The sequence below is a fragment of the Acinetobacter sp. GW821-FHT01C12 genome (assembly GCF_059422625.1).
Genome location: NZ_JBWKXD010000017.1, coordinates 1 through 25144, shown reverse-complemented (window position 1 = coordinate 25144; position 25144 = coordinate 1). Strand labels below are relative to the sequence as shown.

At 37.7% G+C, this 25144-nt stretch carries 23 protein-coding genes; 13 read left to right on the top strand and 10 right to left on the bottom strand.

All coding sequences use genetic code 11. The annotated features are described in order from the left end of the window. Window positions 1–98 precede the first annotated feature (98 nt). Window positions 99–665 carry a hypothetical protein gene (locus AC07WY_RS21060; RefSeq protein ID WP_262087419.1) on the bottom strand — a complete coding sequence of 189 codons (567 nt, stop codon included), beginning with the start codon at window positions 663–665 and terminating at the stop codon, window positions 99–101. Between the two features lie 100 nt (window positions 666–765). On the opposite strand from AC07WY_RS21060, the gene AC07WY_RS21055 reads away from it, so the two are divergent. The 5 genes from AC07WY_RS21055 (at window position 766) to AC07WY_RS21035 (ending at window position 7195) form a co-directional block, all read left to right on the top strand. Continuing rightward, window positions 766–1104 carry a DMT family protein gene (locus tag AC07WY_RS21055; RefSeq protein WP_004818150.1) on the top strand — a complete coding sequence of 113 codons (339 nt, stop codon included), beginning with the start codon at window positions 766–768 and terminating at the stop codon, window positions 1102–1104. Window positions 1105–1386: 282 nt separating this feature from the next. Continuing rightward, window positions 1387–1899: a 5-(carboxyamino)imidazole ribonucleotide mutase gene (gene purE, locus AC07WY_RS21050; RefSeq protein WP_004718991.1), complete on the top strand. Its 513-nt coding sequence runs from the start codon at window positions 1387–1389 to the stop codon at window positions 1897–1899. A gap of 16 nt (window positions 1900–1915) precedes the next feature. Next, complete coding sequence (locus tag AC07WY_RS21045; protein WP_262087418.1) at window positions 1916–3037, top strand: 5-(carboxyamino)imidazole ribonucleotide synthase; 1122 nt, start codon at window positions 1916–1918, stop codon at window positions 3035–3037. Window positions 3038–3733: 696 nt separating this feature from the next. Next, window positions 3734–5023, top strand: coding sequence for a lytic murein transglycosylase (locus AC07WY_RS21040; RefSeq protein ID WP_262087417.1), 1290 nt, complete (start codon window positions 3734–3736; stop codon window positions 5021–5023). Window positions 5024–5116: 93 nt separating this feature from the next. Continuing rightward, window positions 5117–7195 (top strand): TerD family protein, encoded by a 2079-nt coding sequence (locus AC07WY_RS21035; protein WP_494737047.1) that lies wholly within the window; start codon window positions 5117–5119, stop codon window positions 7193–7195. Window positions 7196–7302: 107 nt separating this feature from the next. Here AC07WY_RS21035 and AC07WY_RS21030 read toward each other — a convergent pair whose 3' ends face one another. Next, on the bottom strand, window positions 7303–7686 hold the full coding sequence (locus tag AC07WY_RS21030) for a hypothetical protein (protein WP_154130490.1): 384 nt from the start codon (window positions 7684–7686) through the stop codon (window positions 7303–7305). 111 nt (window positions 7687–7797) lie between these two features. Beyond that, on the bottom strand, window positions 7798–8718 hold the full coding sequence (locus AC07WY_RS21025) for a matrixin family metalloprotease (protein WP_494737046.1): 921 nt from the start codon (window positions 8716–8718) through the stop codon (window positions 7798–7800). A gap of 153 nt (window positions 8719–8871) precedes the next feature. Between AC07WY_RS21025 and AC07WY_RS21020 the strand changes: the two genes are divergently transcribed. Then, a complete protein-coding gene (locus tag AC07WY_RS21020; protein WP_262087413.1) occupies window positions 8872–9471 on the top strand; it encodes a hypothetical protein in 600 nt (199 codons plus the stop codon). Window positions 9472–9480: 9 nt separating this feature from the next. Here AC07WY_RS21020 and AC07WY_RS21015 read toward each other — a convergent pair whose 3' ends face one another. The 6 genes from AC07WY_RS21015 to grpE all read right to left on the bottom strand — a co-directional run bounded on the left by AC07WY_RS21015 (window position 9481) and on the right by grpE (window position 13971). Continuing rightward, window positions 9481–9996, bottom strand: a complete 516-nt coding sequence (locus tag AC07WY_RS21015) for a hypothetical protein (RefSeq protein WP_262087412.1) — start codon at window positions 9994–9996, stop codon at window positions 9481–9483. Window positions 9997–9998: 2 nt separating this feature from the next. Then, window positions 9999–10415: a hypothetical protein gene (locus AC07WY_RS21010; protein WP_494737045.1), complete on the bottom strand. Its 417-nt coding sequence runs from the start codon at window positions 10413–10415 to the stop codon at window positions 9999–10001. 108 nt (window positions 10416–10523) lie between these two features. Then, on the bottom strand, window positions 10524–10820 hold the full coding sequence (locus AC07WY_RS21005; protein ID WP_494737044.1) for a putative quinol monooxygenase: 297 nt from the start codon (window positions 10818–10820) through the stop codon (window positions 10524–10526). Between the two features lie 49 nt (window positions 10821–10869). Continuing rightward, window positions 10870–11232 (bottom strand): MerR family transcriptional regulator, encoded by a 363-nt coding sequence (locus tag AC07WY_RS21000; RefSeq protein WP_262087407.1) that lies wholly within the window; start codon window positions 11230–11232, stop codon window positions 10870–10872. Window positions 11233–11321: 89 nt separating this feature from the next. Continuing rightward, complete coding sequence (gene dnaK, locus AC07WY_RS20995) at window positions 11322–13265, bottom strand: molecular chaperone DnaK (RefSeq protein ID WP_004719012.1); 1944 nt, start codon at window positions 13263–13265, stop codon at window positions 11322–11324. Between the two features lie 166 nt (window positions 13266–13431). Beyond that, entirely contained in the window at window positions 13432–13971 is a 540-nt protein-coding gene (gene grpE, locus AC07WY_RS20990; RefSeq protein ID WP_419356334.1) for a nucleotide exchange factor GrpE, read from the bottom strand. A gap of 826 nt (window positions 13972–14797) precedes the next feature. On the opposite strand from grpE, the gene AC07WY_RS20985 reads away from it, so the two are divergent. Then, a complete protein-coding gene (locus AC07WY_RS20985; protein ID WP_494737043.1) occupies window positions 14798–15064 on the top strand; it encodes a hypothetical protein in 267 nt (88 codons plus the stop codon). Window positions 15065–15140: 76 nt separating this feature from the next. Here the strand turns inward: AC07WY_RS20985 and AC07WY_RS20980 are convergent, their stop codons facing one another. Beyond that, window positions 15141–16148: a putative solute-binding protein gene (locus AC07WY_RS20980; protein ID WP_262087403.1), complete on the bottom strand. Its 1008-nt coding sequence runs from the start codon at window positions 16146–16148 to the stop codon at window positions 15141–15143. Window positions 16149–16510: 362 nt separating this feature from the next. Here AC07WY_RS20980 and tauA point away from each other — a divergent pair, with 362 nt between their 5' ends. The 6 genes from tauA to AC07WY_RS20950 all read left to right on the top strand — a co-directional run bounded on the left by tauA (window position 16511) and on the right by AC07WY_RS20950 (window position 24883). Further along, a complete protein-coding gene (gene tauA / locus AC07WY_RS20975) occupies window positions 16511–17500 on the top strand; it encodes a taurine ABC transporter substrate-binding protein (RefSeq protein ID WP_494737042.1) in 990 nt (329 codons plus the stop codon). An 18-nt stretch (window positions 17501–17518) separates the two neighbouring features. Beyond that, window positions 17519–18343: a taurine ABC transporter ATP-binding subunit gene (gene tauB, locus AC07WY_RS20970; protein ID WP_494737041.1), complete on the top strand. Its 825-nt coding sequence runs from the start codon at window positions 17519–17521 to the stop codon at window positions 18341–18343. Beyond that, window positions 18343–19185: a taurine ABC transporter permease TauC gene (gene tauC, locus AC07WY_RS20965; protein WP_004818127.1), complete on the top strand. Its 843-nt coding sequence runs from the start codon at window positions 18343–18345 to the stop codon at window positions 19183–19185. Before tauB ends, tauC begins: the two co-directional genes overlap by 1 nt. 96 nt (window positions 19186–19281) lie before the next feature. Continuing rightward, window positions 19282–20145 carry a taurine dioxygenase gene (tauD, locus tag AC07WY_RS20960; protein ID WP_494737040.1) on the top strand — a complete coding sequence of 288 codons (864 nt, stop codon included), beginning with the start codon at window positions 19282–19284 and terminating at the stop codon, window positions 20143–20145. Window positions 20146–20323: 178 nt separating this feature from the next. Beyond that, window positions 20324–22225 (top strand): 5'-nucleotidase C-terminal domain-containing protein, encoded by a 1902-nt coding sequence (locus AC07WY_RS20955; protein WP_494737039.1) that lies wholly within the window; start codon window positions 20324–20326, stop codon window positions 22223–22225. A 534-nt stretch (window positions 22226–22759) separates the two neighbouring features. Further along, window positions 22760–24883 carry an AAA family ATPase gene (locus AC07WY_RS20950; RefSeq protein ID WP_494737038.1) on the top strand — a complete coding sequence of 708 codons (2124 nt, stop codon included), beginning with the start codon at window positions 22760–22762 and terminating at the stop codon, window positions 24881–24883. Window positions 24884–25144: the final 261 nt, after the last annotated feature.

The window sequence follows — 25144 nt, the reverse complement described above, 5'->3', positions numbered from 1 at the left end:
GTTGTTGTGGTGTAGCCGTTTCATTTGATTTGAAAGCAACGATAGCAAGGGTTAAGGCGAAAAGATAGTTTTTCTTGTAAGGATAAAATCAATTAGAATTAAACATGATCGTTAGCATTAGGCTCATCAAAACTCAACATTGTCATGGCAAAGAAATATAGGCTATCTTCTTTGCCATTTTGCAAAAATTTAATAACTTTATTCAAAGGAAAAGCTTGGCTATTTCCATCTGTTAAAATAGCTGCGAATTCAAGTGAGTTTTCAATATCATTAAAAAAATGGGGTTCTTTTTGTTTCGCCGTTTCAAAATCAATCCAATACCATTTTTTCATATGATCATTTTTACGAATAGATTCTCCAACATAAGCAGCTGTTCTAACCACAACAGGGATAATTTTATTATCTAATTCAAGATTATAATTACCAATTGAAAGTAAATATTCATCAATATGTTTAATACTTTCTATTGAATAATCCATATTTAAATGATCAAAGAATTCAATATTTGGGATAGGATTTTGTTTCTCCATCGTTAACATATTGGCTAAATCTGCAAATGCGAGGTTAATTTCTGGTAATTCAGCAATAGAACTTGGATTTTCAGAATTTGATTTTGAAAAAAACTTTTTTAATAAATTGAATATGGTATTTAATAAATTTTTCATATGGTTTTTTAAAAATAGTCGTTTTGGATTGTAATAGTCAGGATACGAATAATTTTACACCGCATTTGTTAAAATATCACCAAAATTTAGGTTGTATAGCATGTCCCTCCCCCTTTTATTACTAATTATCTCCAACTGTTTTATGACCTTGGCTTGGTATGGGCATTTAAAATTCTTACATGATGCACCTCTGTGGCAAGCGATCTTGTTTGGTTGGATCATTGCCTTACTTGAATACAGCTTTATGATTCCCGCAACACGTCTATTGGCGCAACATGGTTGGTCGTTGGGGCAAATGAAAATCACCCAAGAAGTGGTCACACTGTTGGTGTTTGTTCCGTTTATGATTTTCTTGTTTAAACAACCATTTAAATTAGATTATTTATGGGCGGGTTTATGTTTGATGGGCTGCGTGTTTTTTGTGTTTAGAAGCCAGTAGATGAGCTGTGATGATGTGAATTAAAACGGATTTCACTCAGACAGCATATTCATCTCATGTCCCATTCTTTAGCAATTTTCCTGCTGCTTAAGAGTTCGAGATCATAATTATTCTCAAATCAAACGGCTTTTAGGCTGCTGCTTTAAAAAAAATTGACTTCCTACGTCTGTTAAATTTTCGTGAGATGAAAAATCAGTCTATAATAGCGAGCTTCTTGATATTCATTTAAACACTGATCACCAGTATTTAAACTTCCTTACATTCGTTTATGGAATATATGCAATGAATGCGGCCGCTGTACAAGACGCTCCTCTCGTTGGAATTATTATGGGTTCTCAATCAGACTGGGCAACTCTCGAAAACACTGCCAATATGCTGAAACAGCTTGGTGTTCCTTTTGAAGCCGAAGTTGTTTCTGCGCATCGTACGCCAGACCGCTTATTTGAATATGCTGAAACAGCACGTGAACGTGGTATTCAGGTGATTATTGCTGGTGCTGGTGGTGCAGCACATTTACCAGGAATGTGCGCAGCAAAAACAGATTTGCCTGTATTGGGTGTTCCTGTGAAATCTTCAATTTTAAATGGCGTTGATTCTTTGTTGTCTATTGTACAAATGCCTGCAGGTATTGCAGTTGGCACATTGGCAATTGGCCCTGCGGGTGCAACCAATGCCGCAATCATGGCTGCTCAAATTTTAGGTTTAACTCGCCCTGAAATTGCAAAAAATGTTGCAGATTTCCGTGCCGCTCAAACCGATAAAGTGGCAAGTAAAAATATTCCGGGTCAAGCTTAAAAACGGGACACAGGTTATGAATAAAACCATCGGTATCTTTGGTGGTGGTCAACTCGGCCGTATGATGGCGCAAGCTGCGCTCCCATTAAATATCCAATGCACATTTTTTGAAGCTGATGCGGATTGTCCATCTGCAATATTGGGACAAGTTTTTAGCACTAAAGCTGAAAATGGGTTACAAGATTTTATTGCCAGTGCAGATGTTTTTAGTTTGGAATTTGAAAATACGCCATTGATTGATGTTGATGTATTAACCAAGCAAAAAGATCTGTATCCGCCACGCCAAGCTTTAGCAATCGCACAACATCGTCTTTCTGAAAAAGCTTTATTTGATGAGCTGGAAATTCCTGTTGCGCCGTACAAAGCAGTCGATTCATTGGAGACGCTTAAGCTTGCAGTGAGTGAATTAGGCTTACCAATCGTACTTAAAACTGCGACAGGTGGTTATGATGGTAAAGGTCAATTTGTACTGCGTTCAGTCGATCAAATTGATCAGGCATGGGCTGAGTTGGGGCCAGCAGGATCATTAATCGCTGAAAGTTTTGTGATTTTTTCTCGTGAAGTTTCAATTATTGCGGTGCGTGGTATTGATGGTGATGTAAAAACTTGGCCTTTGGCTGAAAATCATCATCATAATGGTATTCTCTCGCATTCAATAGTTCCTGCTCCAAACAGTGCTGATTTACAGCCCGTTGCGCAGGAATACATCACCCGTTTGTTAAACCATTTGAACTATGTCGGTGTGTTAACACTTGAATTGTTTGTGACTGAAAAAGGCTTATATGCCAATGAGATGGCTCCACGTGTGCATAACTCTGGGCATTGGTCAATTGAAGGCGCAGTATGTTCGCAATTTGAAAATCACATTCGCGCAGTGACAGGTTTACCACTCGGTTCAACCGAAGTGGTTCGACCAACAGTGATGGTAAATATCATTGGGCAACACCCGAAATCCGAAGATGTTTTAGCGTTAAAAGGTGCACATTTACACCTTTACAATAAAACAGAACGTGAAGGTCGTAAAATTGGTCATATCACCCTGATGCCAAATGATGCTGCTGAATTAACGACTTTATGTCGTCAATTGGCGAAGATTTTACCGAATCCATTGTCATTAAGCGAAGATATGAACATTTAAGCTTGATTTTGTATGTAAAAAAAGCGGTCAAACTCTTGCCCGCTTTTTTCTATTCTGCTGTTCTGTATCATGACGCTCCCCCTATTTTATCGCTAAGCAATGATCCAAAAATGGATCATTTTCTGGGGCTATAAAAATAAGAATGATGATAAAAACAGCTTCAATAAACAGAAAAGCAAGCATCTATTTTTAAATTCAAAGTTCAAATTTAAAGGGTTTAGAACATTTGAATTTAAAAGTATTAACAGCAAAACCCAAAAAGTTATCCACTTTGAATTTAAATTAACTTGAAGGTGTTTTTTGAATTTAAAACTTTAAATTTAAACTTTTGCTTGCTCGAAGTGAAAATAACGACTGTGGATAAGTTTTTATTCACCAATCTAAAATCCAAATTGTGGGTAAAAATAAACACTTAAGCGAGTTTTTATGGGATTGAGTGGAATTTTAAATTTAAAGCTAAGGTTGCTAAAATAATGATGTTTTTTGAATTTAAATTTGTGTGAAAGTTTTGAATTTAAAAAATGATAAGTTTGCTGGGGTGTGGATAACTATATTTAAATTCAAAACAGTGAACTGTGGGTTATGAATTTAAAATCGAAAAATGAATTCAAAATTTACGTTTTTACATCTGTCATTTTATTCACAGACTGCTATGGTATTCACATAATTTAAATTTAAAACCATTTTGTGGATATTATGCGTCATTTAACTTTGATTTGTGGATCTGTTTTGTTGGCAGCATCGCATGCCAATGCTGAATTAATCATTAACGGTCAGGCTGTGTCTAGCTCACCAATTACAACAACACCGAATACAAGCTATACACCCAATTCTAATTTTCAAAGCTGTATTGCAAATTTACGTTCGCAAGCAATCAGTTCAGGTGTTAGTGGGACAACCTTTGATCGTTATACGCAAAATCTAACGCCTGATTATTCGGTCATTAGCAAACTGGATTATCAACCTGAGTTCTCAACACCGATTTGGGATTATCTTTCAGGTTTGGTCGATGACGAGCGGGTAGAGAAAGGCCGTCAAATGCTGGCTCAGCATCGTGAAGTTTTAAACCGTGTCTCAGCAGCTTACGGCGTTCCAGCAGAAACGGTTGTTGCTGTTTGGGGCGTGGAAAGTAATTTTGGTGACATTTCAGGAAAATATCCTTTATTACAAGCGTTGGGAACTTTAAGTTGTGAAGGGCGTCGACAAGGTTATTTCCGAGGTGAATTTTTTGCCACAATGCGTATTTTACAACGAGGTGATTTACGCGAAGAACAGTTAAAAGGTTCATGGGCAGGGGCATTTGGTCATACTCAATTTATGCCTTCAACGTATGAAGAGTTGGCCGTAGATTTTGATGGTGATGGTCGACGCGACTTGGTTTCAAGTACTTCGGATGCTTTGGCATCAACAGCAAATTTTTTGAAAAAACGTGGCTGGCAAACCGGAATGCCGTGGGGCTTTGAAGTAAAAATCCCAGCTGGTGCCTCTGTAGGTGGCGAAAGTCGTCGTAATAAAAAATCGTTGAGCACTTGGGTAAATCGTGGTTTTACTCGTGTTGATGGTACTCCAATCATTCAAGGCAATTTATCGGAAGGCGCTCAGGCTGGTCTAATGATGCCTGCGGGTGCAAATGGTCCAGCATTCTTGGTGTTTAAAAACTTTGATGCAATTTATTCGTACAATGCTGCGGAAAGTTATGCACTGGCAATTGCGCATTTGTCTGATCGTTTACAAGGCAAGGGCGGTTTTCAAACCGCATGGCCAACTGACGATGCAGGAACATCTCGTACAGAGCGCCGAGAAATTCAAAATTACTTATTGAAAAAAGGCTATGCGATTGGCGATGCAGATGGCTTGATTGGCGATAAAACGCGTCAGGCTATTCAGCAAGAGCAAGTGAAGTTAGGATTGAGTCCAACAGGTCGAGCAGGGCAACAGATTTTAAAAGCTTTTAGAAATGAAGCTGCAAAGAATATGATGCGTTAATCAAACAGTTTTGCATGATTTTTGCGAAAAACCTGATGAATAATCAGGTTTTTCTTTTATGATGTAATTTATAAATTTTAGAAAGTCATAACAATGAATAATGAACTTTTAATCAGAAGATTTAACAAAATCAAGCTTTCACAGGGACAGTCGAGTCAATCCATTCATAAATTAATCAATTTATTGGCAAACTTTGAAAGAATTGGTTTTAGTTGCTCTGAACAGCTCTGCACTGAAATATTAAAATTGTCTGATACGCAATTCGATGAATTTTATAAAAATACTTTGGGTTGTATTAAAAAGATGTATGGGGCACATGTGAAATATAAACCCATGTATCCAAATTTTCCGCAACAAGTATATGAAATGTCGGAGTCAGAATTATATCAAAATGCATTTGCCTATTATCTTGGTGATTTTTTGGGAATACGTCTCTTACCTGAATATCAAATTGAGCCTAGAAAAGCATTAAACAAAAGGATTCTCAATGTATTGGATCTTGCGGATGGCACTGAATTAACCACATTATTTTCAAACCTGTTAAATACAAAAAAATCGTTAAATCAGCAGGATCATGCAGATCTTATCTACTTAATAAGAGATTTTGGATCTAAAGGGTTGCAATATTTGCCTGAAAAATTTCAGCATAAAGAAGTACAGGCGATCGTCAGCGCTCAATATTTGAGTTTGCAATTATGGACTGTGCAACAGTTACAACTTCATGTACAGACGGCAACTGATGTCTTACGGATTTATGTTGCATTGTCAGATGGTGATGTCAGTTTGGCAGAACCTTGTAAATTGATTTCTTTGAAAAAGTCTCAACGTCGAATATTACTAACATTGTTGGAAAACTGCCTAAATATTCAGGAAGATTTATTTCGTTATCCAGAACCGTGGAAACGTGTGATTGAGCGGATACATCCGTTTAGTTATCAAAAGCATTTTCCTAAAACCTGTATAGCATTTCAGCATATTCTTGAAAATAAAAAGCCTAAACGGTTCAGCCAAAAGATAGAAATTGCATTACAAAACCATCAATTTGAAGATGTGGTGAAACTTTTAAAACAAAGACCAGGAGAGTTTGCGCGTAGGTTACAGCACTGTTTAAAGCAATTTCCTGTGCAACAGCAACAATTGCTTGATGCATTTAAAACAGTTATAGATGCAGTACCGATCGCTTTACTGTTTCAGATCAAGCACTATTTTCTGCAAAATCGAACTTTAAAATATCGAACCTTTTTCCCAAAAGGTCAGTCTGCCAAAGTATTTGCAATCAAAAATAATTTAGCGCCTTTGTCTGCAGTCATTACGACACAAATAACAACCCTGTGTGAGCAAAGTATTATTCAGCGTTTCAGTAAACTCTCACCATTAGGTGCTTGCTATCTGGATGATCAGTTGAAAAATTATAGTGTACCTTTTGCGCAACGAGCAGCAAGTAAAGCATTGAAAACCATTGCAGCAGGGAGCCGTTTAGCTTTGGATATTGGCAATACTGTCCGATTTTTTATTTATTGGAAAGATTCTGACTCAGAAAGGGTGGATATAGACTTATCCGCATTGGTCTTTGATGCAGAACATACAGTTAAAGCAACAATTGCTTTTTATAATTTAAAAGAAAGTTTTGCAGTGCATAGCGGTGATATTACTTCAGCACCAAAAGGTGCGTCTGAATTTATTGACATTGATATTTCAAAGGCATTATCTCTGGGAATTCGCTATGTGATGATGAGTATCAATAGTTATACTCAGCAAAATTATTGTGATTTACCTATTTGTTTTGCTGGTTTTATGATGCGAGAGGACGCACAACAAGGTCAGATTTATGAACCAACCACGGTTCAGCATAAATTCGATGTGACTTCAAAAAGCAGTTTTACCATTCCACTGATCATTGACCTAGAAAAGCGTGAAGTGATTTGGACAGATTTGGCGATGACAGCTACGCCAAGTATCGATAACACCGTTTTTGGTCATTTATCCAGTATGTCACTGATGCAGTATGCCATGACAGAAAAAACTTTCCCGAACCTCTATGATCTATTTGATTTACATATTCGAGCTAGAGGGCAACGTGTCACTGAACGAGTTCGAGCAGAACATATTTTTAGTGTAGATGAAGGAATTCGTCCTGTAGATATTGACAATATTTTAGCCAATTATTTATAGTGTTGCTGAGGGCTATTTCGTTGCTTCCTTCTACTCTGAAATTAGTGACAAAGCTTTCCCTCACCAAATGTTAAAAGGTCTGCATAAGCAGACCTTTTTTATGTGGATTATTCAATTGCGAAAGGATCAATTTTGACCGCTTCTAGGACATCTAAAATGACGGCGGTAACATCCTGCGTATGATCACGATCATTAAAGATTTCATAGGCTGTAATGGTTACATCGGTATCGCTAGGTAACTGTTTTTGTTCTTCTTCAATTAAATGCTGAATCGGCAATAAGGTCTGTTTAATTTCAAGGTGTAAAACATCTTTAAACTCGACATTGTCGTCTTCTAGCTCAATGATTTGTTCGTTGAAATAAGGCAGCAGAATTGAATGGAGATAAGGTTGAAGTTCAGTAATATCAAAGATTTCAATATCACGAGTTTGCTCAATCGTGCTGATATGATCATTTACTTCTAAAATAATATGATAATAGCTCACAGTCATCTCCTCAATTTATTGCTTCAGGGATTCACAATAACATGATTTCGCATAAAACTGATTTAAATACATAAATAAATTATGGATTTAAAATTGATAATCATCGCTAAATTTTGCTTATCGTTGTCTTGAGTTTAGCATGGCTAAATCCGCTGTGGTTAATCTAAAATTTTTCAAATCTTGTTCTTTCATCATTGGGTACATGAGTGCTTTAGGATCATTATTGTGTGCTAAGCCCAAAGCATGCCCAAGTTCATGTGCAATCGTGACACGCAAGTCTGCATCCGAAGCAAATTCATAGATATTAATGGTTTTACCATCGAATACGCCTTTATCAAATTGGCGTGGTTGGAAACGGCTATTAAAGTGATCCACAGATTGATTGTATTGTTGATTGACAGCGTTGAGCTGTCCAACTTGACGGTTTAATTCATAGACTTTTTGATTATAAATATCTAACTGTTGTTTGAGTTGATTCTGCTCGATGATCAGTTGATTTTTCTGCTGATCTAACTGCAATCTTGCTGTGGCATCTAAATTTTGATGGGATTGATTAAGGGTATTGATCAGCTGATTATACTGGTCAACTTTATGTTGATAATTGGTTTTTTGCAGATCAAGCTCATCATTGGTGCGATCTAATTCAGCGTGAAGTTGCTGAATTTTTTGCTTTTCACCTTGTGTATATTGTTGGGTATTTTGCAAAATACGCAACTCTTGGCTTCTGGCGATAGATTCCGCTTGGCGTTCGTCATAAATTAAGTTAATCGTTAGTTTGGCATGATCATCATAAACAAAGAGACTTTTCATGGTCCCTTGATGCCAAATATCGGTGGCTTGTTGTGCCAAATTTTGTACTTGCTGTTTACTGACATGAAAACGTGGATCTACCTCGCCAATACGATAACGTAAACGGGTATCTAAAGGATGCGTGATACGATCAATGGCAGAATTATGATTCAATTGCGGATACATCATGCGCTGTATCGCAAAATAAGCAGTAAAGGCAATTACACAGAGTAGAATCCAAAAACGCATGATTGATTTAAAAATAATTGTTGTAGTGGATAATTTATCTGAAAATATAAGAATCGCAAATGCTTAAGCAAGTAAAGCTTGCGTGATCAATACAAATATTGATTTCAATTGATGATGTTTTTAGCAGTCAGCTTATAGGTGGAAAGCAGTAATATGAATGGAACGCTGATTTTAGGCTGGATTTCTCTAATCCTTGGTATCGCTTGTTTGATAAGGGCTTTCTACAGCCTATTTCTTATATTTCGATCACGTTTAGTGCTGGACTTAGCCTTAAATCAAAAAATTAAAAATTTTAAAATCAGCAAAAAGGGCGGCTATGCAATTTGGCAAGAGGGTCCATTATTTAAACTTTCACCTATGCTATTGATTCATCCTCAAATCACCAATACAGATCTTCAGCAGATTGTGAAGCTATCACCAAGTATTGCAAGAGCAAGTAAAAATGGTTTTTCTCGTGCTTCAATGCTAATGTTTTATTGTGAGTTGGATGTTGGACACTATTGTTTAGAGGTACTCGACGGTTCGTCATTAAATCCTATCGAAGATAAAATTTCTCAGGCGATCACCGATCATTTATCCATTCAAAAACAAGCTGACAGTCTATACAATTTACAGATACGTGAAAGCCTGAGCAAAAAGCAAAGAATCATCATGATCATTTGCATATTAGCAGGATTACTTTTGTTGATGAAAGGATTATTTACCATCATCGCGCTGAGTTTGGGCATCGCGATGGAAGGTTCATTCACATAATCAGTTTATTTAAGCGTTAAACAGGACTTGGATATCAATAAATAAGAGAATAAAAGCAAAAACGCTGAGTAATCGATTCATCCAAACAGATCTTTTTAAATAGTCAGGGCTGATATATAAAGCTTTGAATTGTAAAGGATGCAGCATGATATAGCTAATTTTCTGTTTAAATACCGGAGTGACAGATTGTTGTTGTTGCTTTAAAACTACTTGGCGCAGAATAAAAGCATTTAGCCACCAGAGTATAAATAGAATGAGTAAAATAATGCTGATACTCAATGTCAAACGAATCCAAGCATTCTGCTCAAAATAGGCAATTTCAGTATAAAAATGGCTCATCAATACAATGCTGACCAGTAACATGGTGCGATAAAAAGTTTGCCGTGTAAATTCAAGGTGCAAAGGATGATTGAGCTTTTGTTTATCCGCTTTACTCACTATTTTCCCTGCAAAAAATGCAAAACCATGACATAGAATCTCTAAAAAGAGATATAAGCCAATGCTGATGGCAAGCGTTTTATACATGATTAATCGTGTTCAAAAATAGGTCGATATAGTGATGGAGTCACTAAAATCATCAATAAAATTCCAGAACAAACAAAGGCCAGATCGTTAAATATCGCTGCATAACTGGTCATGTAAATCCAGTGCATAAAGGGCATAAAATAAATCAGAAATATTGGGAAAAATGTATAGAGATAAGCTTTTCTTGCCCATTCTTTTTTTAAACATAAACCAAATGTGATGATGAGGATGATTAAGCCTACAATCGACATCACTCCCAATTCCCAAGCTTGCGGGTCTTGGTAGAGTGTTTTATCCAAAAGTTCTAACTCAGGTTCAGTACTGTATATATCGATGACTGCTGCAATGATAGGCAATATAAATTGCGCTATGATCAAGCTGTAATACACTGTATTGGATACAGCAGGAGAGTTTTTCATCATTTGACTCATTATTATTGTGATAATTAAGATAAAAGATTTAGTGAAGATTGGCAATTGATCAATAAGAAAAACCACTCGATGACTGGAGTGATTTTTCGAGATTTTTTATAGCACAATATCACTGACGAAATGTTGCACCACTTCGGTTAAATCTTTGGAAAGATAGTGCTGTGTATAGGACTGTTTAAAATGGGCATGATAAGCCTGTTCCGAGTCGAAGCGCTCCCAAAGTAGTAAACGGGTTGGCTGTTGTTGGCATTGATGCAGTTGAAATAAGCTACATCCCGGTTCTTGTTGAAGAGTGAGCTTACATAATGCTTGTAAGGCTTCACGGGTTTCTAAGATTTTGTTTTTATCTTTAATTTTTAATTCTGCGGTGATGTAAAAACCTGAACTTAACATTGTCTACTCCTAATTCAAATCGTGAGTCAAAAATATTAACTGCTCGAGTTCACTCTAGCTCAAGCATTTTTTGTGCATATATTTCAATTTTATAGTCAACAATACTTTGTTCTTGCTTGAGTCTTTGAATTTCTTGTTTTAATTGAACGGAATGCGCAATAAGAAGATCTTGTCTTTGTTTTAAGGTTTGCTCTCCTTGTAGTCGAAATTGGGCAAAATCTTGCATTTTTTCTAAAGGCATGCCTGTTGATTTTAAGCGTTTTACCCATTCAAGCCATTCCAGATCAAGTTTGGTATATACACGTCGTCCGGATTGATTTCGATGGATATTTTTCAGTAAGCCTATTTGTTCATAATAACGAAGGGTATGGATAGAGAGTCCAGTTTTTTTAGAGATATCAGAGATAAACAAAAGTGACTCCATAGCTTTACGGATAAAAATAGATCATATAAAAAAACCGCTCAATCTCTTGAGCGGTTTTCTAAGATTAAAGTGACAAATTATTTTTTGTCATCTTTAACTTCAGTGAATTCAGCATCTACAACGCCATCATCAGCTTTTTGCTGTTGTTGACCTGCATCACCACCGAATTGGTTAGGATCGAAGCCTTCAGCGCCGCCTTGACCTTGAGCTGCTTCATAAGCACGTTGAGTGATCGGCATAATGATGTTTTGTAAAGCTTCAGTTTTTGCTTTAATCGCATCAACATCATTTTCTTTTGCAGTCACTTCTAACTCAGAAACTGCAGCTTCAATTGCAGTTTTTTCATCAGCAGTGACTTGTTCGCCAAGATCTTTCACAGCTTTGTTTGCAGAAGCAACTAAAGCATCAGCTTCGTTACGTGCTTTTGCAAGCTCTTCAAACTTACGATCTTCTTCAGCATTTGCTTCAGCATCTTTGATCATTGCTTCGATTTCAGCATCAGACAAACCAGAGTTTGCTTTGATCTGGATCGATTGTTCTTTACCAGTGCTCTTGTCTTTTGCTGATACTTTTAAGATACCATCAGCATTGATGTCGAACGATACTTCAATTTGTGGCACACCACGTGGCGCAGGTGGAATGTCGCCTAATTGGAAGTTACCCAACAATTTGTTTTGTTGAGCCATTTTACGTTCACCTTGGTAAACTGAAATATCTACCGCTGGTTGGTTATCTGCTGCTGTAGAGAACACTTGAGATTTCTTCGCAGGAATCGTGGTGTTTTTCTCAATAATTGCAGTTAATACGCCACCCATGGTTTCGATACCAAGTGTTAATGGTGTTACGTCAAGTAAAAGTACGTCAGTTTTGTCACCAGACAATACCGCACCTTGAATTGCCGCACCAATCGCAACAGCTTCATCCGGGTTCACATCTTTACGAGGTTCTTTACCGAAGAACTCTTGTACTTTCTGTTGAACCATTGGCATACGTGATTGACCACCAACCAAGATCACGTCAGAGATGTCAGAAGTCGAAAGACCTGCATCTTTAAGTGCGATACGGCAAGGCTCAATTGTACGCGCAACTAAATCAGCAACTAAACCTTCTAGTTTGGCACGTGTTACATTCATCACTAAGTGTTTAGGACCAGTTGCATCCGCAGTGATGTATGGCAAGTTAATTTCAGTCGAATTAGATGAAGAAAGCTCAATTTTAGCTTTTTCAGCTGCTTCTTTTAAACGTTGTAATGCAAGTGGATCTTGTTTCAAGTTGAAGTTTTGCTCTTTCTTGAACTCTTCAACCAAATAGTCGATCAATGCATTATCAAAGTCTTCACCACCAAGGAATGTATCACCATTGGTTGACAATACTTCGATTTGTTGGTCGCCATCTAAGTCAGCGATTTCAATGATTGATACGTCAAATGTACCACCACCTAAGTCATATACAGCAACTTTACGGTCGCCTTCTTTTTTGTCCATACCGAACGCAAGTGCAGCAGCAGTTGGTTCGTTAATGATACGTTTAACTTCTAGACCAGCAATACGACCAGCATCTTTTGTTGCTTGACGTTGCGCATCATTGAAGTAAGCAGGAACTGTAATAACAGCTTCTGTTACTGTTTCACCTAAATAATCTTCCGCAGTTTTTTTCATTTTTTTCAAAATTTCTGCAGAGATCTGTTGCGGTGCAAGTTTTTTGTCGTTTACTTCAACCCAAGCATCACCATTATCAGCTTTGATGATTTTGAATGGTGCAATACCGATATCTTTTTGTACTGCTTGGTCTTGATACTTACGACCAATTAAACGCTTGATTGCGAATAATGTATTCTTAGGGTTAGTCACTGCTTGACGTTTAGCAGATTGACCCACAAGAATTTCGCCATCTTTATATGCAACGATAGAAGGTGTTGTACGTGTACCTTCAGCATTTTCAATTACTTTAACTTTATCGCCTTCAAGTACAGCAACACATGAATTCGTCGTACCTAAGTCAATACCAATAATTTTAGCCATAAATCAAATTCCTCTAAATTCTTTTGAATCCCTGGTTTCCTCTTTTTGCAAAGGGGAGTTAAAAGGGATTTTCTTGTTATCCGATATGAGAGCCATTCAAAAATTTTCAAGTCATGATTTGTGAAAATTCATGAAAATATTTTTAAAAAGCTCCTATTTATTACGCTTATTGACCAACCATCACCATTGCAGGGCGAAGTAGTCGACCATTTAAGGTGTAGCCTTTTTGCAAAACTGTGCCAATTTGGTTGGCTTGTGCATTTGGGTCGATCCCGACAGCTTGATGTAAGTCCGCGTTAAAACCATTGGTTGTATCTGCTTCAACAACACCAAATTTTTCTAAAGTGGTGAGAAGTGATTTCAAGGTGAGTTTTACGCCTTCGAGTACAGGTGTTTCTTCATCACCACCTGCGAGAATCGCACGCTCAAGGTTGTCGACAGAATTTAATAATTCTTTCGCAAACTTTTCTAACACGATGTCTTTATGCTTTTCAGCATCACGTTGAATACGTTCTACACTTTTTTGTGCTTCATAAACTGCATTTGCAGTACGTGCTTTTTCGAGTTTTAAGCTCTCTTCAAGATGACTGATTTGAGCCTGTAAAGCTTCAACGGTAACTTCAACCTGTTCATTTTCAGCCTGAGTTTGCTGTTTGGCTTGCTCGTTTTGAATATCTTGGGCTTCTTGATTCTGCTCAGTTGCCATTGATTTACTCCGTTTAAATGGGTTCTTAAACATGTACAGTCCTTATCGGCAGCAGTTTTGCACTGTGTTCATTTTTGAACTGCCATGATCGTTTAATTCATTAATGAATAAGAAATGTGGGCGAGCCGCTAAAATTCAAGCAGTTTTAGACATTATTTAATGAAATTCAGTGAAAAAAGCTGATCTAAGAGAGAAATCCAAAAATATAAAGATATTTTTGTTGGAATAATCATCAAATCAATGATTATTTTTTTAGATTAAAAATTTAAATTTATGGCGAATTGATGCGGTTATTGCCCAAAAATGATGAGTAAATTCAAAAATTAAAATTGAATGAACAGATTAAAATGCTTAACTCACATGTAAAACCGATTAAACTTATTGAAAATAAGGCTTTGCGAAAAAGCAATAATTTAATTATCATGCTTCATAGATTCTATGGCTGTAGTTTCTTTTTTTAGTTTGAACAACGTTTTCATCGCTTATCCAATCTTCTTGGGTAAGCTTTTTTTTGTCTTGTAAAAAGTCATTAACAATGTAAGTAATGCGAAACTTTTATGGTAAAAGTATATCTTTTATCAGGCTGACTTTTGCCTAACCACATTGAATCCCATCAAAAAACCCAGCGAAATGAAACAAGTATAATCAAAAATAAAATCGGTCAATATAAATCATTGATTTAATAAACTTTGCATAACTTATACGGCAACACCTTAAAAGTCTAACCAAGCTTCAACGAAGTTTGCAGAAAAAATAGCAATCATAGTCAGCACGACAACGCAGTCCTGTGTTGCCGTTTTTTGATAGAGTGATAAAGGAATTTATGATGAAAAAATCAGGTCTTATTTTTATGCTATTGGCTGGTGTTGCGGTCATGAGTACGGCATGTACATCAAGTGAAACAACCCAAGCACCTGAAACAACCCAATCAGCACCAATGGGTTCTGCAGATCAACAGCAATCAGCACAAACTTCGACGGTAGATCCGACTCAACAAGGTACTGCTGTTGAGGGCGATGCGACGATTCAGCAATCACAACCTGCTCAAGCAACCAATGACCCAAGTTTAGTTGAACAACCTTCAGCTCAGTAAATTTTAAAATAAAAAATCAGGCAATTTATGGATGCCTCCATTGCCTGATTTTTTATCAATAACTTTTGATGAGACCTTATTCACCTGCCAATGAACATTCAAAGTTGGTTCGATCTACAGTACAACGCGCTCGTTTAAGCACTGACATCATGGTTGGATCGTAAATACCTTGACGGGTTAAATCCATACGCCCATCTCTTAACAGTTTTTGATATTTTTCAGTATCTGCTTTACTTAAATTCAAACGATATTTGGCTGGGATGCCTTCTTCTAAACGTTTGACCATACTGAATTGACGCGGAAGCTGCTTAATAAACCAGGTTCTAGAGTCATTGCCAAAAGTAGCTGGGAATTTCTGAGATCTAAACACCAGATCAGCAGTGACATTGAGCACTGGGAAATTGATTAATGCACCTTTAGAGCCAAGCCCTTTTTCCATTTCTAAGGGTTTAAAGGCATAGGCTGGTGCACCCACCATCGGTACTTCACCGGTATTAAACTTCTTAATAAAATTGGAAATATCGGACGGAACAGGAATTGCCCCGACACGTTCAACCATTGCAATTTGCGCTTTGTCATACGCCAATACTGCGAATTTCTTGCCTTTACCTTTTTCAATGGTATTGATGGCTCGATCATTTACAAAGATATAGGCAGGGCCGATTTGACCGATCCCACCAATTTCTATTTCTTCATTGTCTATCGTGGTTTTTAAGCGTTTTACATTACGCTTATCCAAGACAAAGGTAATCGCTTTGAGCGCAATGGCATTGGTGGGAACACCACCCAACGCATCAATCGATCCTGCGAATTTATTGTATTGGCGTGCACGCATTGTGGTGATATAGGCAGCATCACATTTACCATTTTTAAAATCTTTATCAGCAAGCTCTTCATTTTGGTAAGCAATCAGCTGGACATCGGTATTCCATGTTTTTGCAGCGAGTGCCCACTCTTCCATCATTTTATAGGATTCACCAGCTTTCCCTAATAAATCAAAAACACAGATTTCTTGTTTAGCTTGAGAGGTGCTTGATATTCCTAATAATACGATTGTAGTAAGGGCAAGAAATTCCTTTTTCATGTTATATCCTTATACTTAAAACGCGTTTTATTTATACTAAATATAGTAATTTTATTTGAATAAAAATAGAGTTTTTACTCTATTTCCGATGAATAAACCATTGAATAACTTAGTTAATGTGATTTATTTATCTTAATAAAATATTATTGTGATGTTGTTTTGTTTATTGCTGTGGGTTTAGTGGCTCCATTAAAATCTTATTAATTTTGATCGATCTAGAAAAATAAAATAGATTTCAAGTTTTGTTAATCAATAAAACGTATAAGTAAATCTAAAAAACGTATTTTTAATAATATACAAAAAAACCGTACCATGAACCTGATTCCCATCTCTTTTTATTTATTCTAGTCCATACATTGATCATGAAATTTCAGCAACTGATTTTGCTTTGCTCAGCTATAAGCTTATATAGCTATAGTGGTTTGGCAAATGCTCGCCCTATCGTCATTGGTTATCAAACCAACATAGAACCTGCCAAAGTTGCACAGGCTGATGGTGTGTATGACAAAGTGATTGGGGAAAAACTGGATTGGCGCTTATTTAATAGTGGTGCAGAGGTTTTAACTGCATTGGCTTCTGGTTCTGTAGATATTGCACTGATTGGTTCAAGTCCGTTAGGGGCAGCTGTTGCCAATAATTTACCCATAGAGGTGTTTTTAATTTCTACTGATCTGAAAAGTGCGGAAGCCTTGGTGGTGAGAAATGGCTCAGGAATTAATAGTCCTCAGGACTTGATTGGGAAAAAAGTGGCAACCCCATTTGCTTCGACTTCCCATTACAGTTTATTGGGGGCTTTGCAGCATTGGAATATTAAAACCAATCAAATACGGTTGTTGAACCTAAAACCAGCTGAAATTAATGCAGCATGGCGCAGAGGGGATATAGATGCAGCTTTTGTCTGGTCACCCGCACTTGCCAATATTAAGAAAACTGGCAAGGTTATGACGGATGCAGGGCAGGTTGGGCAGTGGGGTTCACCTACATTTGAAGTTTGGGTGGCACGTAAAGATTTTGCGCAGAAGCATCCTGAGGTCTTAACAAAGTTTTCTACCGTGACACTGAACTATTACCAATCTTATAACCAGAATAAAAGTCGTTGGACGGCCAACTCAGCTGAAGTGCAAAAAATTGCCAAAATTACCGGCGTAGATGCTCAAGATGTGCCAGCGCTTCTTGCTGGTGCCGCCTATCCAGATCGTCAGGCGCAATTAAGCACTCAATACCTTGGTGGGCGGACCACACAAAATATTGTCAACTCAGTGAACTTTTTAAAAGCACAAGGTCTGGTGAGAAAGGTTTCTCCAAATTATCAACAGTTTATTAACACGCATTTTATTCAAAAATCGAAATAGAGATCGGAAGTATTCATCATGGCTGTATTGACTGTAAAACATGTACAAGCACAGTATCCGGGTGCTGAACAACCGGTACTGAAAGATGTGTCATTTCAGCTGGGCTCTGAGCAACTGATGGTTGCATTAGGTGCTTCAGGCAGTGGTAAAACAACCTTATTAAATCTGATTGCTGGATTTACTCAGCCACAAGCAGGCACTTTAAAACTGGATGGTGAAGCAATCATTGCACCTAGCCGAGACCGTGGTGTAGTGTTCCAAGATGATGTTTTATTGCCTTGGCAAAATGTAGAAGACAATATTGCTTTTGGTTTAGAGCTTGCAGGGGTTGATAAAAAAACACGTCAAAACCGTGCACAAGCATTGCTTAAATTGGTGAATTTAGAAGGCTTTGGCCAACGCCATATCTGGGAACTTTCAGGCGGGCAACGTCAACGGGTTGGTTTAGCGCGTGCTTTGGCTTCTGACCCTAAAATATTATTGATGGATGAGCCTTTTGGTGCTTTAGATGCGTTTATTCGTGAACAAATGCAGTGCTTATTATTAGATGTTTGGAAGAGCACGTCCAAACCTACTTTCTTAATTACCCATGACATTGAAGAAGCTGTTTTTCTGGCAACAGATCTGATTATTCTTGCACCAAATCCTGGGCGAATTGTGGAAAAGCTGGAGTTGGATTTTGCTAAACGCTATGCCAATGGCGAGCCAGCACGAAGTATTAAATCAGATCCCAAGTTTATTGAAATGCGAGAGCATGTGTTGAGTTGTGTATTCATTCAAAATAATCAGGATCAATACCATGTTGCTCAGAGCGACCAAGCTCAACTGGAAAAGGTGGAGTAATGACAGCACAATTAGACCCTAAATTGATCCCTCGTACAGTTGAATCTCAGACTGTGGCGGTGAAGGTTCCACGTGAAGTCAATATTACTTTGATCAGTAGTATCACGATCATTACTTTGATTGCAATTTGGTGGCTGGTCACTACTTTAGGCTGGATTGATGCTTTATTCTTACCATCACCAACCGCCGTGTTGCAGCGTTTCAATGATTTGTTCAGCAATGGCTATATGAGTATTAGCTTGTGGAGTCATATTGGCGCAAGTTTGGGTCGTATCGGCACGGCGTTGATTGCTGCGGTTATCACTGCGATTCCAGTGGGGATTGCGATTGGTCGCAATAAAATTGTGCGGGGTATTTTAGATCCCATCATTGAGTTTTATCGTCCGATTCCACCACTGGCGTATTTACCCTTGATTGTAATTTGGTGTGGTATTGGTGAATTGTCCAAGGTGCTACTGATTTATCTGGCAATTTTTGCACCGATTGTTATCGCAACAGCAACTGGTGTCCGCTCAGTCGACCAAGCCAAAATTCGTGCTGCACAGTCTTTGGGTGCAAGCCCAATGCAAATTATTAAACATGTGGTTTTACCAAGCTCTTTACCGAGCATTTTAACTGGTATCCGTATTGGTCTTGGGGTGGGATGGTCGACTTTGGTGGCAGCAGAGTTGGTTGGTGCTTCTGAAGGTTTGGGCTTTATGGTGCAATCATCTTCACAGCTTTTGGCTACAGATGTGGTGATTGTCGGGATTTTAATTATCGCTGTGATTGCCTTTATTCTGGAAATTGGTTTACGTCGTTTGCAAAGAAAATTGGTCCCTTGGGATAAGCAATCTCAGTAAGTTATTTTCGCTACACTGTTCGATAGCGTGACGCTATATTTAGTTTTAACGTTTTAATGATGCATTTTAATATATCGTGAGATGATCGAGGAAGAAATGAACGCTGTTGTTTCAAATATTTTTAAAGTTACCCCATTAAATCCAACGATTGGTGCGCTGATTGAAGGTGTGAGTTTCAATCAGCCTTTAACACCTGAACAAAAGGCTTTGATTGAAGCAGCTTTATTGAAACATCAGGTGATCTTTTTTAGAAATCAGCCGATGACTGCGCAGCAACATGCGGCTTTGGCACGTCAATTTGGTCAGTTACACATCCACCCAATTTACCCCAATATTCCAGAACAACCCGAAATCATGGTTTTAGATACGGAATTAAATGATTTACGGGATAATGCACTGTGGCATACCGATGTGACTTTTCTTGAAGCACCAGCAATGGGCGCAATTTTAAGTGCAAAAAAAGTCCCTGCATGGGGTGGAGATACACTTTGGTCAAGTGGAACAGCGGCGTTTGAAGCATTATCCAAACCGATGCAAGCGATGTTGTCTGGTTTAACTGCAACACATGATATTGCACGTTCATTTCCAGTAGATCGCTTTGGTGGTGATCCTGCCGAATTAGAAAAGCTAGAACAGGCTAAGAAAAAACATCCTCCGATTAGCCACCCTGTGATTCGCACTCATCCTGTCACAGGTCGTAAAGCTTTATTTGTGAGTGAGGGTTTTACCACACGAATTAATGAACTCGAAGCCAAAGAAAGCGATGCTGTCTTGAAAATGTTGTTTGAACATATTCAGAAACCAGAGTTTGTAGTGCGTTGGTCGTGGCAGGCCAATGATGTGGCATTTTGGGATAATCGTTGTACCTTCCACTATGCTGTTGATGATTACCGTCCTCAGCACCGTGTTATGAATCGAGCCACTTTGATGGGTGATAAACCTTTTTATCAAGCAGATTAAGGTTTAACTTGTTATAAAAACCAATCAAATTTGATTGGTTTTTTATTTTTGAAACAACTGAATTTGAATACAACTTTTTGAAACTTTATTGCTGAGCAATAATGTTTAATTATTCATCAAAATTAAACAAATGATCAACATACTAGGCAACAAATATTTATTGCTTGTTGGAAATATCATGTTGATTAATAATAAAAAGCAAATCATTTTGCTAAGTGTGCTGTCTACGCTGTTGGTTGCTTGTAATGATGATAATGATCATTCAAATACTGAAAAACCAGTTGAGGCAAAAGCTTTAGAACTGAATATCTTGCATATTAATGACCATCATTCACATTTAGATGAAGAAAGCATTAAATTTAAAAGCAATGTGGGGACAGGGGATGAAGAGTTTAGTGTTGCAAGCGGTGGATTTGCACGTGTTGCCAGCTTAATTAACCAACTTGCAGTAGAAAAGAAAAATGCTTTAAAAATACATGCAGGTGACGCGATCACTGGCGATTTGTACTATAACTTAACGGATGGGAAAGCAGACGCAGATGCAATGAACACCGTTTGTTTTGATACATTTACGCCGGGTAACCATGAGTTTGATTCTAAAGATGATGGATTAAAGAAATTTATTGGTTTCTTAGATCAAAGTTCTTGTAAAGACAAAACCCAAATTTTAACGGCCAATGTCAGTTTTGGGGCATCTTCGCCGTTGTATAAAACCAATCGCATTTTGAAGTCACAAGTGTTTGAAAAAGATGGGGTGAAATTTGCAATCATTGGTTTAACGGTTGCCAAGAAAACCAAAAACTCTTCGCAACCGAATGCTGATACATTGTTTGCAGATGAAATTGAAACAGCGCAAAAAGAAATAAATCAATATAAAGCGCAAGGCATTAAAAATATTATTCTTCAAACCCATGTGGGATATGACTTAGACCAACAGTTGGCAAAATCACTTACCGATGTTGATGTGATTATTGGGGGTGATTCACATACATTATTGGGCCCTGACAGTCTTAAAAAATATGGCATGACACCAGAAGGTGCTTATCCAACACAGCTGAGAAACAAAGATGGTCAATTGGTCTGCGTTGCACAAGCTTGGCAGTACAGTTATATCGTGGGTGATTTAAATGTGAAGTTTGACAAAAACGGGAATGTCGAAAGCTGTAGTGGGACACCACATGTACTTATTGGCAATAACTTTACCCGTACCGCCAAAGACGCAAAAGCAGTCACCGAAACTGAAAAACAAGCAATACTGACGCAATTTAAAACCGATCAAGTTCCATTTACTGTTGTAACGCCACTACAAAAGACCTTGGATGTTTTAAAACCGTATCAGGAACAAAAGAAAAAATTTGCTCAGGAAATCGTAGGTCAAGCCACAGATAATCTCTGTTCACGTCGAGTCCCTGGTACACAACGTGATATAAATCGTTCAACACTTGGCGATATCTGTAATAAGAATACCCATGTCGATCAACATGGTGGAGATATTCAACAAATCATTGCTGAAGCGTTTTTACAACAAGGAAAGACCTTCTTTGGCGCTGATATCTCATTCCAAAATGGTGGTGGTGTCCGTGAAGATGTTGCTTTAGGGGATGTGACAGTTGGTAAAATTTACAATGTCTTACCGTTCAAGAATACATTGTTGCGTTTAGATCTGACGGGTGCTGAAGTTAAAGCCACCTTAGAGGATGCAATAGATGGTGTGATTACCCAGAATAATACGGGTAGTTACCCATATACCGGTGGTATGCGTTGGAATGTTGACTTTACCAAAGACAAAGGCCAGCGTCTTAACCAAATACAAGTACGTAATGCATCTGGGCAATATGAAAATCTTGATCTCAATAAGACTTACAAAGCGATCACGATTGATTTTCTTGCCAATGGTGGTGACTACTACACCACCTTGAAAACCATTACTGGTGAGCGCCGTGTGAATGTTGGCTTAGACTATGCTGAGGCTTTCCTCAAATATGCCCAAGGTTTGGCTGGTCAGACAGGTCAAAAGAAAATTAATAAATTAGCAACGGCTGAATACAGTACCCAGCTATTTATCGATAAAGCAAAATAAACTGAAACAGACAATCAAAATCCCGCTTCGGCGGGATTTTTTCGTTGGGTCGTTGATGAAAACTGACAAAATCCTATATTGGTGATGAATAAATAATTGCAAAAATCTATGCTTAACTTTAAAATGAGCCAAAATTTAGCCACGATGGCTTAAATAATCACAATGACAAACCCAATTTTCTTTTCATTTGCCTCAATTTGATCTTGTAACGTTGCCTTTTGACAAGATTGTTTACAACCACTGACTGGTTGCAGGATAACCATAATATCTTGATTGAACCCATCGTTTTAAGCAGGGTGCTTAAAATGTGATTTGAATCAGCTGTTAAATTCAATATTCGGGAGAAAAATCATGTTGTTTAACGTATTTCTCATTTTGGGCTTTAAATAGACCCTATACATTTTTAATCGTTTAAATTAAACGAAAATAAACCTTATTTTAAAGAATATACATGTTCTGAGGGATGACTTTGCTTGCAGAAAATGCAAATTGAAAAAAGTTCAGCCTTAGTCATGAAAAGAAAAAAGTGAATATATGAACGAATATATTAATCAACCTTTTGCACAAAATATGCATCAGGTTGACGTAGCGGATTTTGCTGAAATTTCTCCGATTGTAAAACTTTGGGCTTTTCGATTTTTGGTCGAGTTAGGTGGTGCAAAAGAATTTATTTCTGATCATTGCTTTAGTCATCAATGGATTGCAAAAAAGTTAGGTTTTTCTGAAGCATTACTTGCAGATAAGTTCGATGAGCAAGCTGCTTATCTGGAACTCAACCATTTGCATAAAAATAGCCAACAGCAAAATTTATTAGATAATTTTCAGTTCAATGCTGAATTGCAATATAACCTAAAGTTAATACAGCAATTACTGGATTTAAATGCTGTTGAAAGCACGATTTTAGGCTTTATTGTGATGTTAAACAGTGAACAACTTTTAGATGATATTGCGGATACCATCGGTGAATTGACTGCGTCTAAAACCATACGTGCTTTGGCTGTGGTTTTAGATTTGCCTTATGAAGCAATTCGGCAGGCTTTGTCTGTACAAGGGCGTTTACATCGCAGTGGCTTAACCAGTGTTCAACAACACTATCGTAATTATTTACGTGGGAAATTGAATCTGGTGTCAAATCAATTGGCCGATAAGTTATTGGTGAAAACCAATGATGTGATGGATCTGTTTGTTGGAACCATTAATAAAAGTCAGCCTGCTGAATTAACCTTACAGGATTATCCTCATTTACACACTGAATTGACTTTACTCCTAGCTTACTTAAAGCAAGTCAAAATGAGTAAGCAACAGGGGGTAAATATCTTCCTTTATGGCAGTTCAGGCACAGGAAAGACACAACTGTGTAAGACCCTTGCAGATGAAATGGCGGTGCAACTTTTTGAAATCTCCTGTGAAGATGAAGATGGTGATGCAATTTCAGCCACAGGGCGTTTATGTGCGTATCGTGCAGCACAGTGCATTTTCGACAGTCAATCTGCTTTATTGATGTTTGATGAAGTTGAGGATGTGTTTAATGACACCGAAAATGGCGTGGGGATGAAAAGCACTGCGCAAAGTCGTAAGGCTTGGGTCAATCGTATTTTAGAGCAAAATCGTACACCAACGATTTGGGTGTCTAATTCTGATCAGCTCGATCCTGCGTTTATACGCCGTTTTGATATGGTGCTTGAAATTAAAGTGCCACCTAAAAAGCAACGCAGAAGCTTTATCGAACAACATTGTGGTCAAGAACTTAATCCTTTGTATCAGGAAGCCTTGGCCAATGTTGAGCAATTATCTCCAGCAATTTTACGCCGTAGTTATCGTGTTGCCAAAGCGGCTCAAATGCACAATGCGCATTTAGTGGTACAGGAAAGCATGACCAAATTGGTGTCCAATACCTTAAAAGCACAGGGTCATCAAGGCATTAAATTGCAAGATAGTAATGCGTTGCCCAAGTTCTATGATCTGAACTATATCAATTGTAAGGCGAATCTTGCAGAGATCGCATCAGGTATCCAGCAACATGGTTTTGGCCGTTTATGTTTATACGGAGCATCTGGAACAGGTAAAACTGCATTTGCACGATGGTTATCTGAAACCATCAATCGACCTTTACTGATTAAGCGTGGTTCAGACTTAATTTCTGCTTGGGTTGGTGAAACAGAACAGAACCTTGCTAAAGCGTTTCATGAAGCCGAAGACTTACAGGCAATTTTATTGTTGGATGAAGTAGATGGTTTATTACAAGATCGCCGCCAAGCAACCCGCTCTTGGGAAGTTTCACAGGTAAATGAGTTTTTGGTTCAAATGGAAAGCTTTAATGGCATCGTGGTGGCGACAACCAATCGCTTTGATGAACTTGATCAAGCTGCGTTACGCCGTTTCGATTTTAAAATGCATTTTGATTTTTTAAATTATGCACAGCGTTTGGCTTTATTGGAAAATGTCTGTACACAACTCAAACTTGATGTTCATGAAGCTGATATAAAAGTAAAACTGCAATCTTTAGATCGTTTAAGTGCTGGAGACTTTGCGGTGATTGTACGACAGTCCTGTTTTCATTCTTTTGAAAATGTGGATTCTATTCTGCAGCATTTAACAGATGAAATGACTGCAAAATATAAAAGTGCACAAAGTATAGGATTTACCGCATCAAATTGATGCGGTTTTTCTTTTTGAATCCTAATTCAGTTGAATAATGCTTAGATTTTGTGATTCGAGAGTGGAAAACAAAGCATAAAAATAACTTTAATATGAAAAAAATAATGAAAAATGCTTAAAAAATAGATAAAAAGCATAAAAAAACACTGATTTTGAGGAAAAAACGCACATCCGATAAAAAAGTTTAAAAAAAGGGGTTGTGTTGGATTGTGAATGCTGTAGAATGCACATCCATCGGCGGTGATGTTAAATAAAACTTCT

Bases quoted from the DNA above. Each gene is read 5' to 3' on its own strand.
- AC07WY_RS20985 (WP_494737043.1), top strand. From the start codon at position 14,798: ATGAAAAAATCAGGTCTTATTTTTATGCTATTGGCTGGTGTTGCGGTC.
- grpE (WP_419356334.1), bottom strand. From the start codon at position 13,971: ATGGCAACTGAGCAGAATCAAGAAGCCCAAGATATTCAAAACGAGCAA.
- AC07WY_RS21010 (WP_494737045.1), bottom strand. From the start codon at position 10,415: ATGAAAAACTCTCCTGCTGTATCCAATACAGTGTATTACAGCTTGATC.
- tauA (WP_494737042.1), top strand. From the start codon at position 16,511: ATGAAATTTCAGCAACTGATTTTGCTTTGCTCAGCTATAAGCTTATAT.
- AC07WY_RS21025 (WP_494737046.1), bottom strand. From the start codon at position 8,718: ATGCGTTTTTGGATTCTACTCTGTGTAATTGCCTTTACTGCTTATTTT.
- AC07WY_RS21045 (WP_262087418.1), top strand. From the start codon at position 1,916: ATGAATAAAACCATCGGTATCTTTGGTGGTGGTCAACTCGGCCGTATG.
- AC07WY_RS21015 (WP_262087412.1), bottom strand. From the start codon at position 9,996: ATGTATAAAACGCTTGCCATCAGCATTGGCTTATATCTCTTTTTAGAG.
- AC07WY_RS20950 (WP_494737038.1), top strand. From the start codon at position 22,760: ATGAACGAATATATTAATCAACCTTTTGCACAAAATATGCATCAGGTT.
- AC07WY_RS21020 (WP_262087413.1), top strand. From the start codon at position 8,872: ATGAATGGAACGCTGATTTTAGGCTGGATTTCTCTAATCCTTGGTATC.
- AC07WY_RS20980 (WP_262087403.1), bottom strand. From the start codon at position 16,148: ATGAAAAAGGAATTTCTTGCCCTTACTACAATCGTATTATTAGGAATA.
- AC07WY_RS21040 (WP_262087417.1), top strand. From the start codon at position 3,734: ATGCGTCATTTAACTTTGATTTGTGGATCTGTTTTGTTGGCAGCATCG.
- AC07WY_RS21060 (WP_262087419.1), bottom strand. From the start codon at position 665: ATGAAAAATTTATTAAATACCATATTCAATTTATTAAAAAAGTTTTTT.
- AC07WY_RS20955 (WP_494737039.1), top strand. From the start codon at position 20,324: ATGTTGATTAATAATAAAAAGCAAATCATTTTGCTAAGTGTGCTGTCT.
- tauB (WP_494737041.1), top strand. From the start codon at position 17,519: ATGGCTGTATTGACTGTAAAACATGTACAAGCACAGTATCCGGGTGCT.
- tauC (WP_004818127.1), top strand. From the start codon at position 18,343: ATGACAGCACAATTAGACCCTAAATTGATCCCTCGTACAGTTGAATCT.
- AC07WY_RS21035 (WP_494737047.1), top strand. From the start codon at position 5,117: ATGAATAATGAACTTTTAATCAGAAGATTTAACAAAATCAAGCTTTCA.
- AC07WY_RS21005 (WP_494737044.1), bottom strand. From the start codon at position 10,820: ATGTTAAGTTCAGGTTTTTACATCACCGCAGAATTAAAAATTAAAGAT.
- AC07WY_RS21030 (WP_154130490.1), bottom strand. From the start codon at position 7,686: ATGACTGTGAGCTATTATCATATTATTTTAGAAGTAAATGATCATATC.
- AC07WY_RS21055 (WP_004818150.1), top strand. From the start codon at position 766: ATGTCCCTCCCCCTTTTATTACTAATTATCTCCAACTGTTTTATGACC.
- dnaK (WP_004719012.1), bottom strand. From the start codon at position 13,265: ATGGCTAAAATTATTGGTATTGACTTAGGTACGACGAATTCATGTGTT.
- purE (WP_004718991.1), top strand. From the start codon at position 1,387: ATGAATGCGGCCGCTGTACAAGACGCTCCTCTCGTTGGAATTATTATG.
- tauD (WP_494737040.1), top strand. From the start codon at position 19,282: ATGAACGCTGTTGTTTCAAATATTTTTAAAGTTACCCCATTAAATCCA.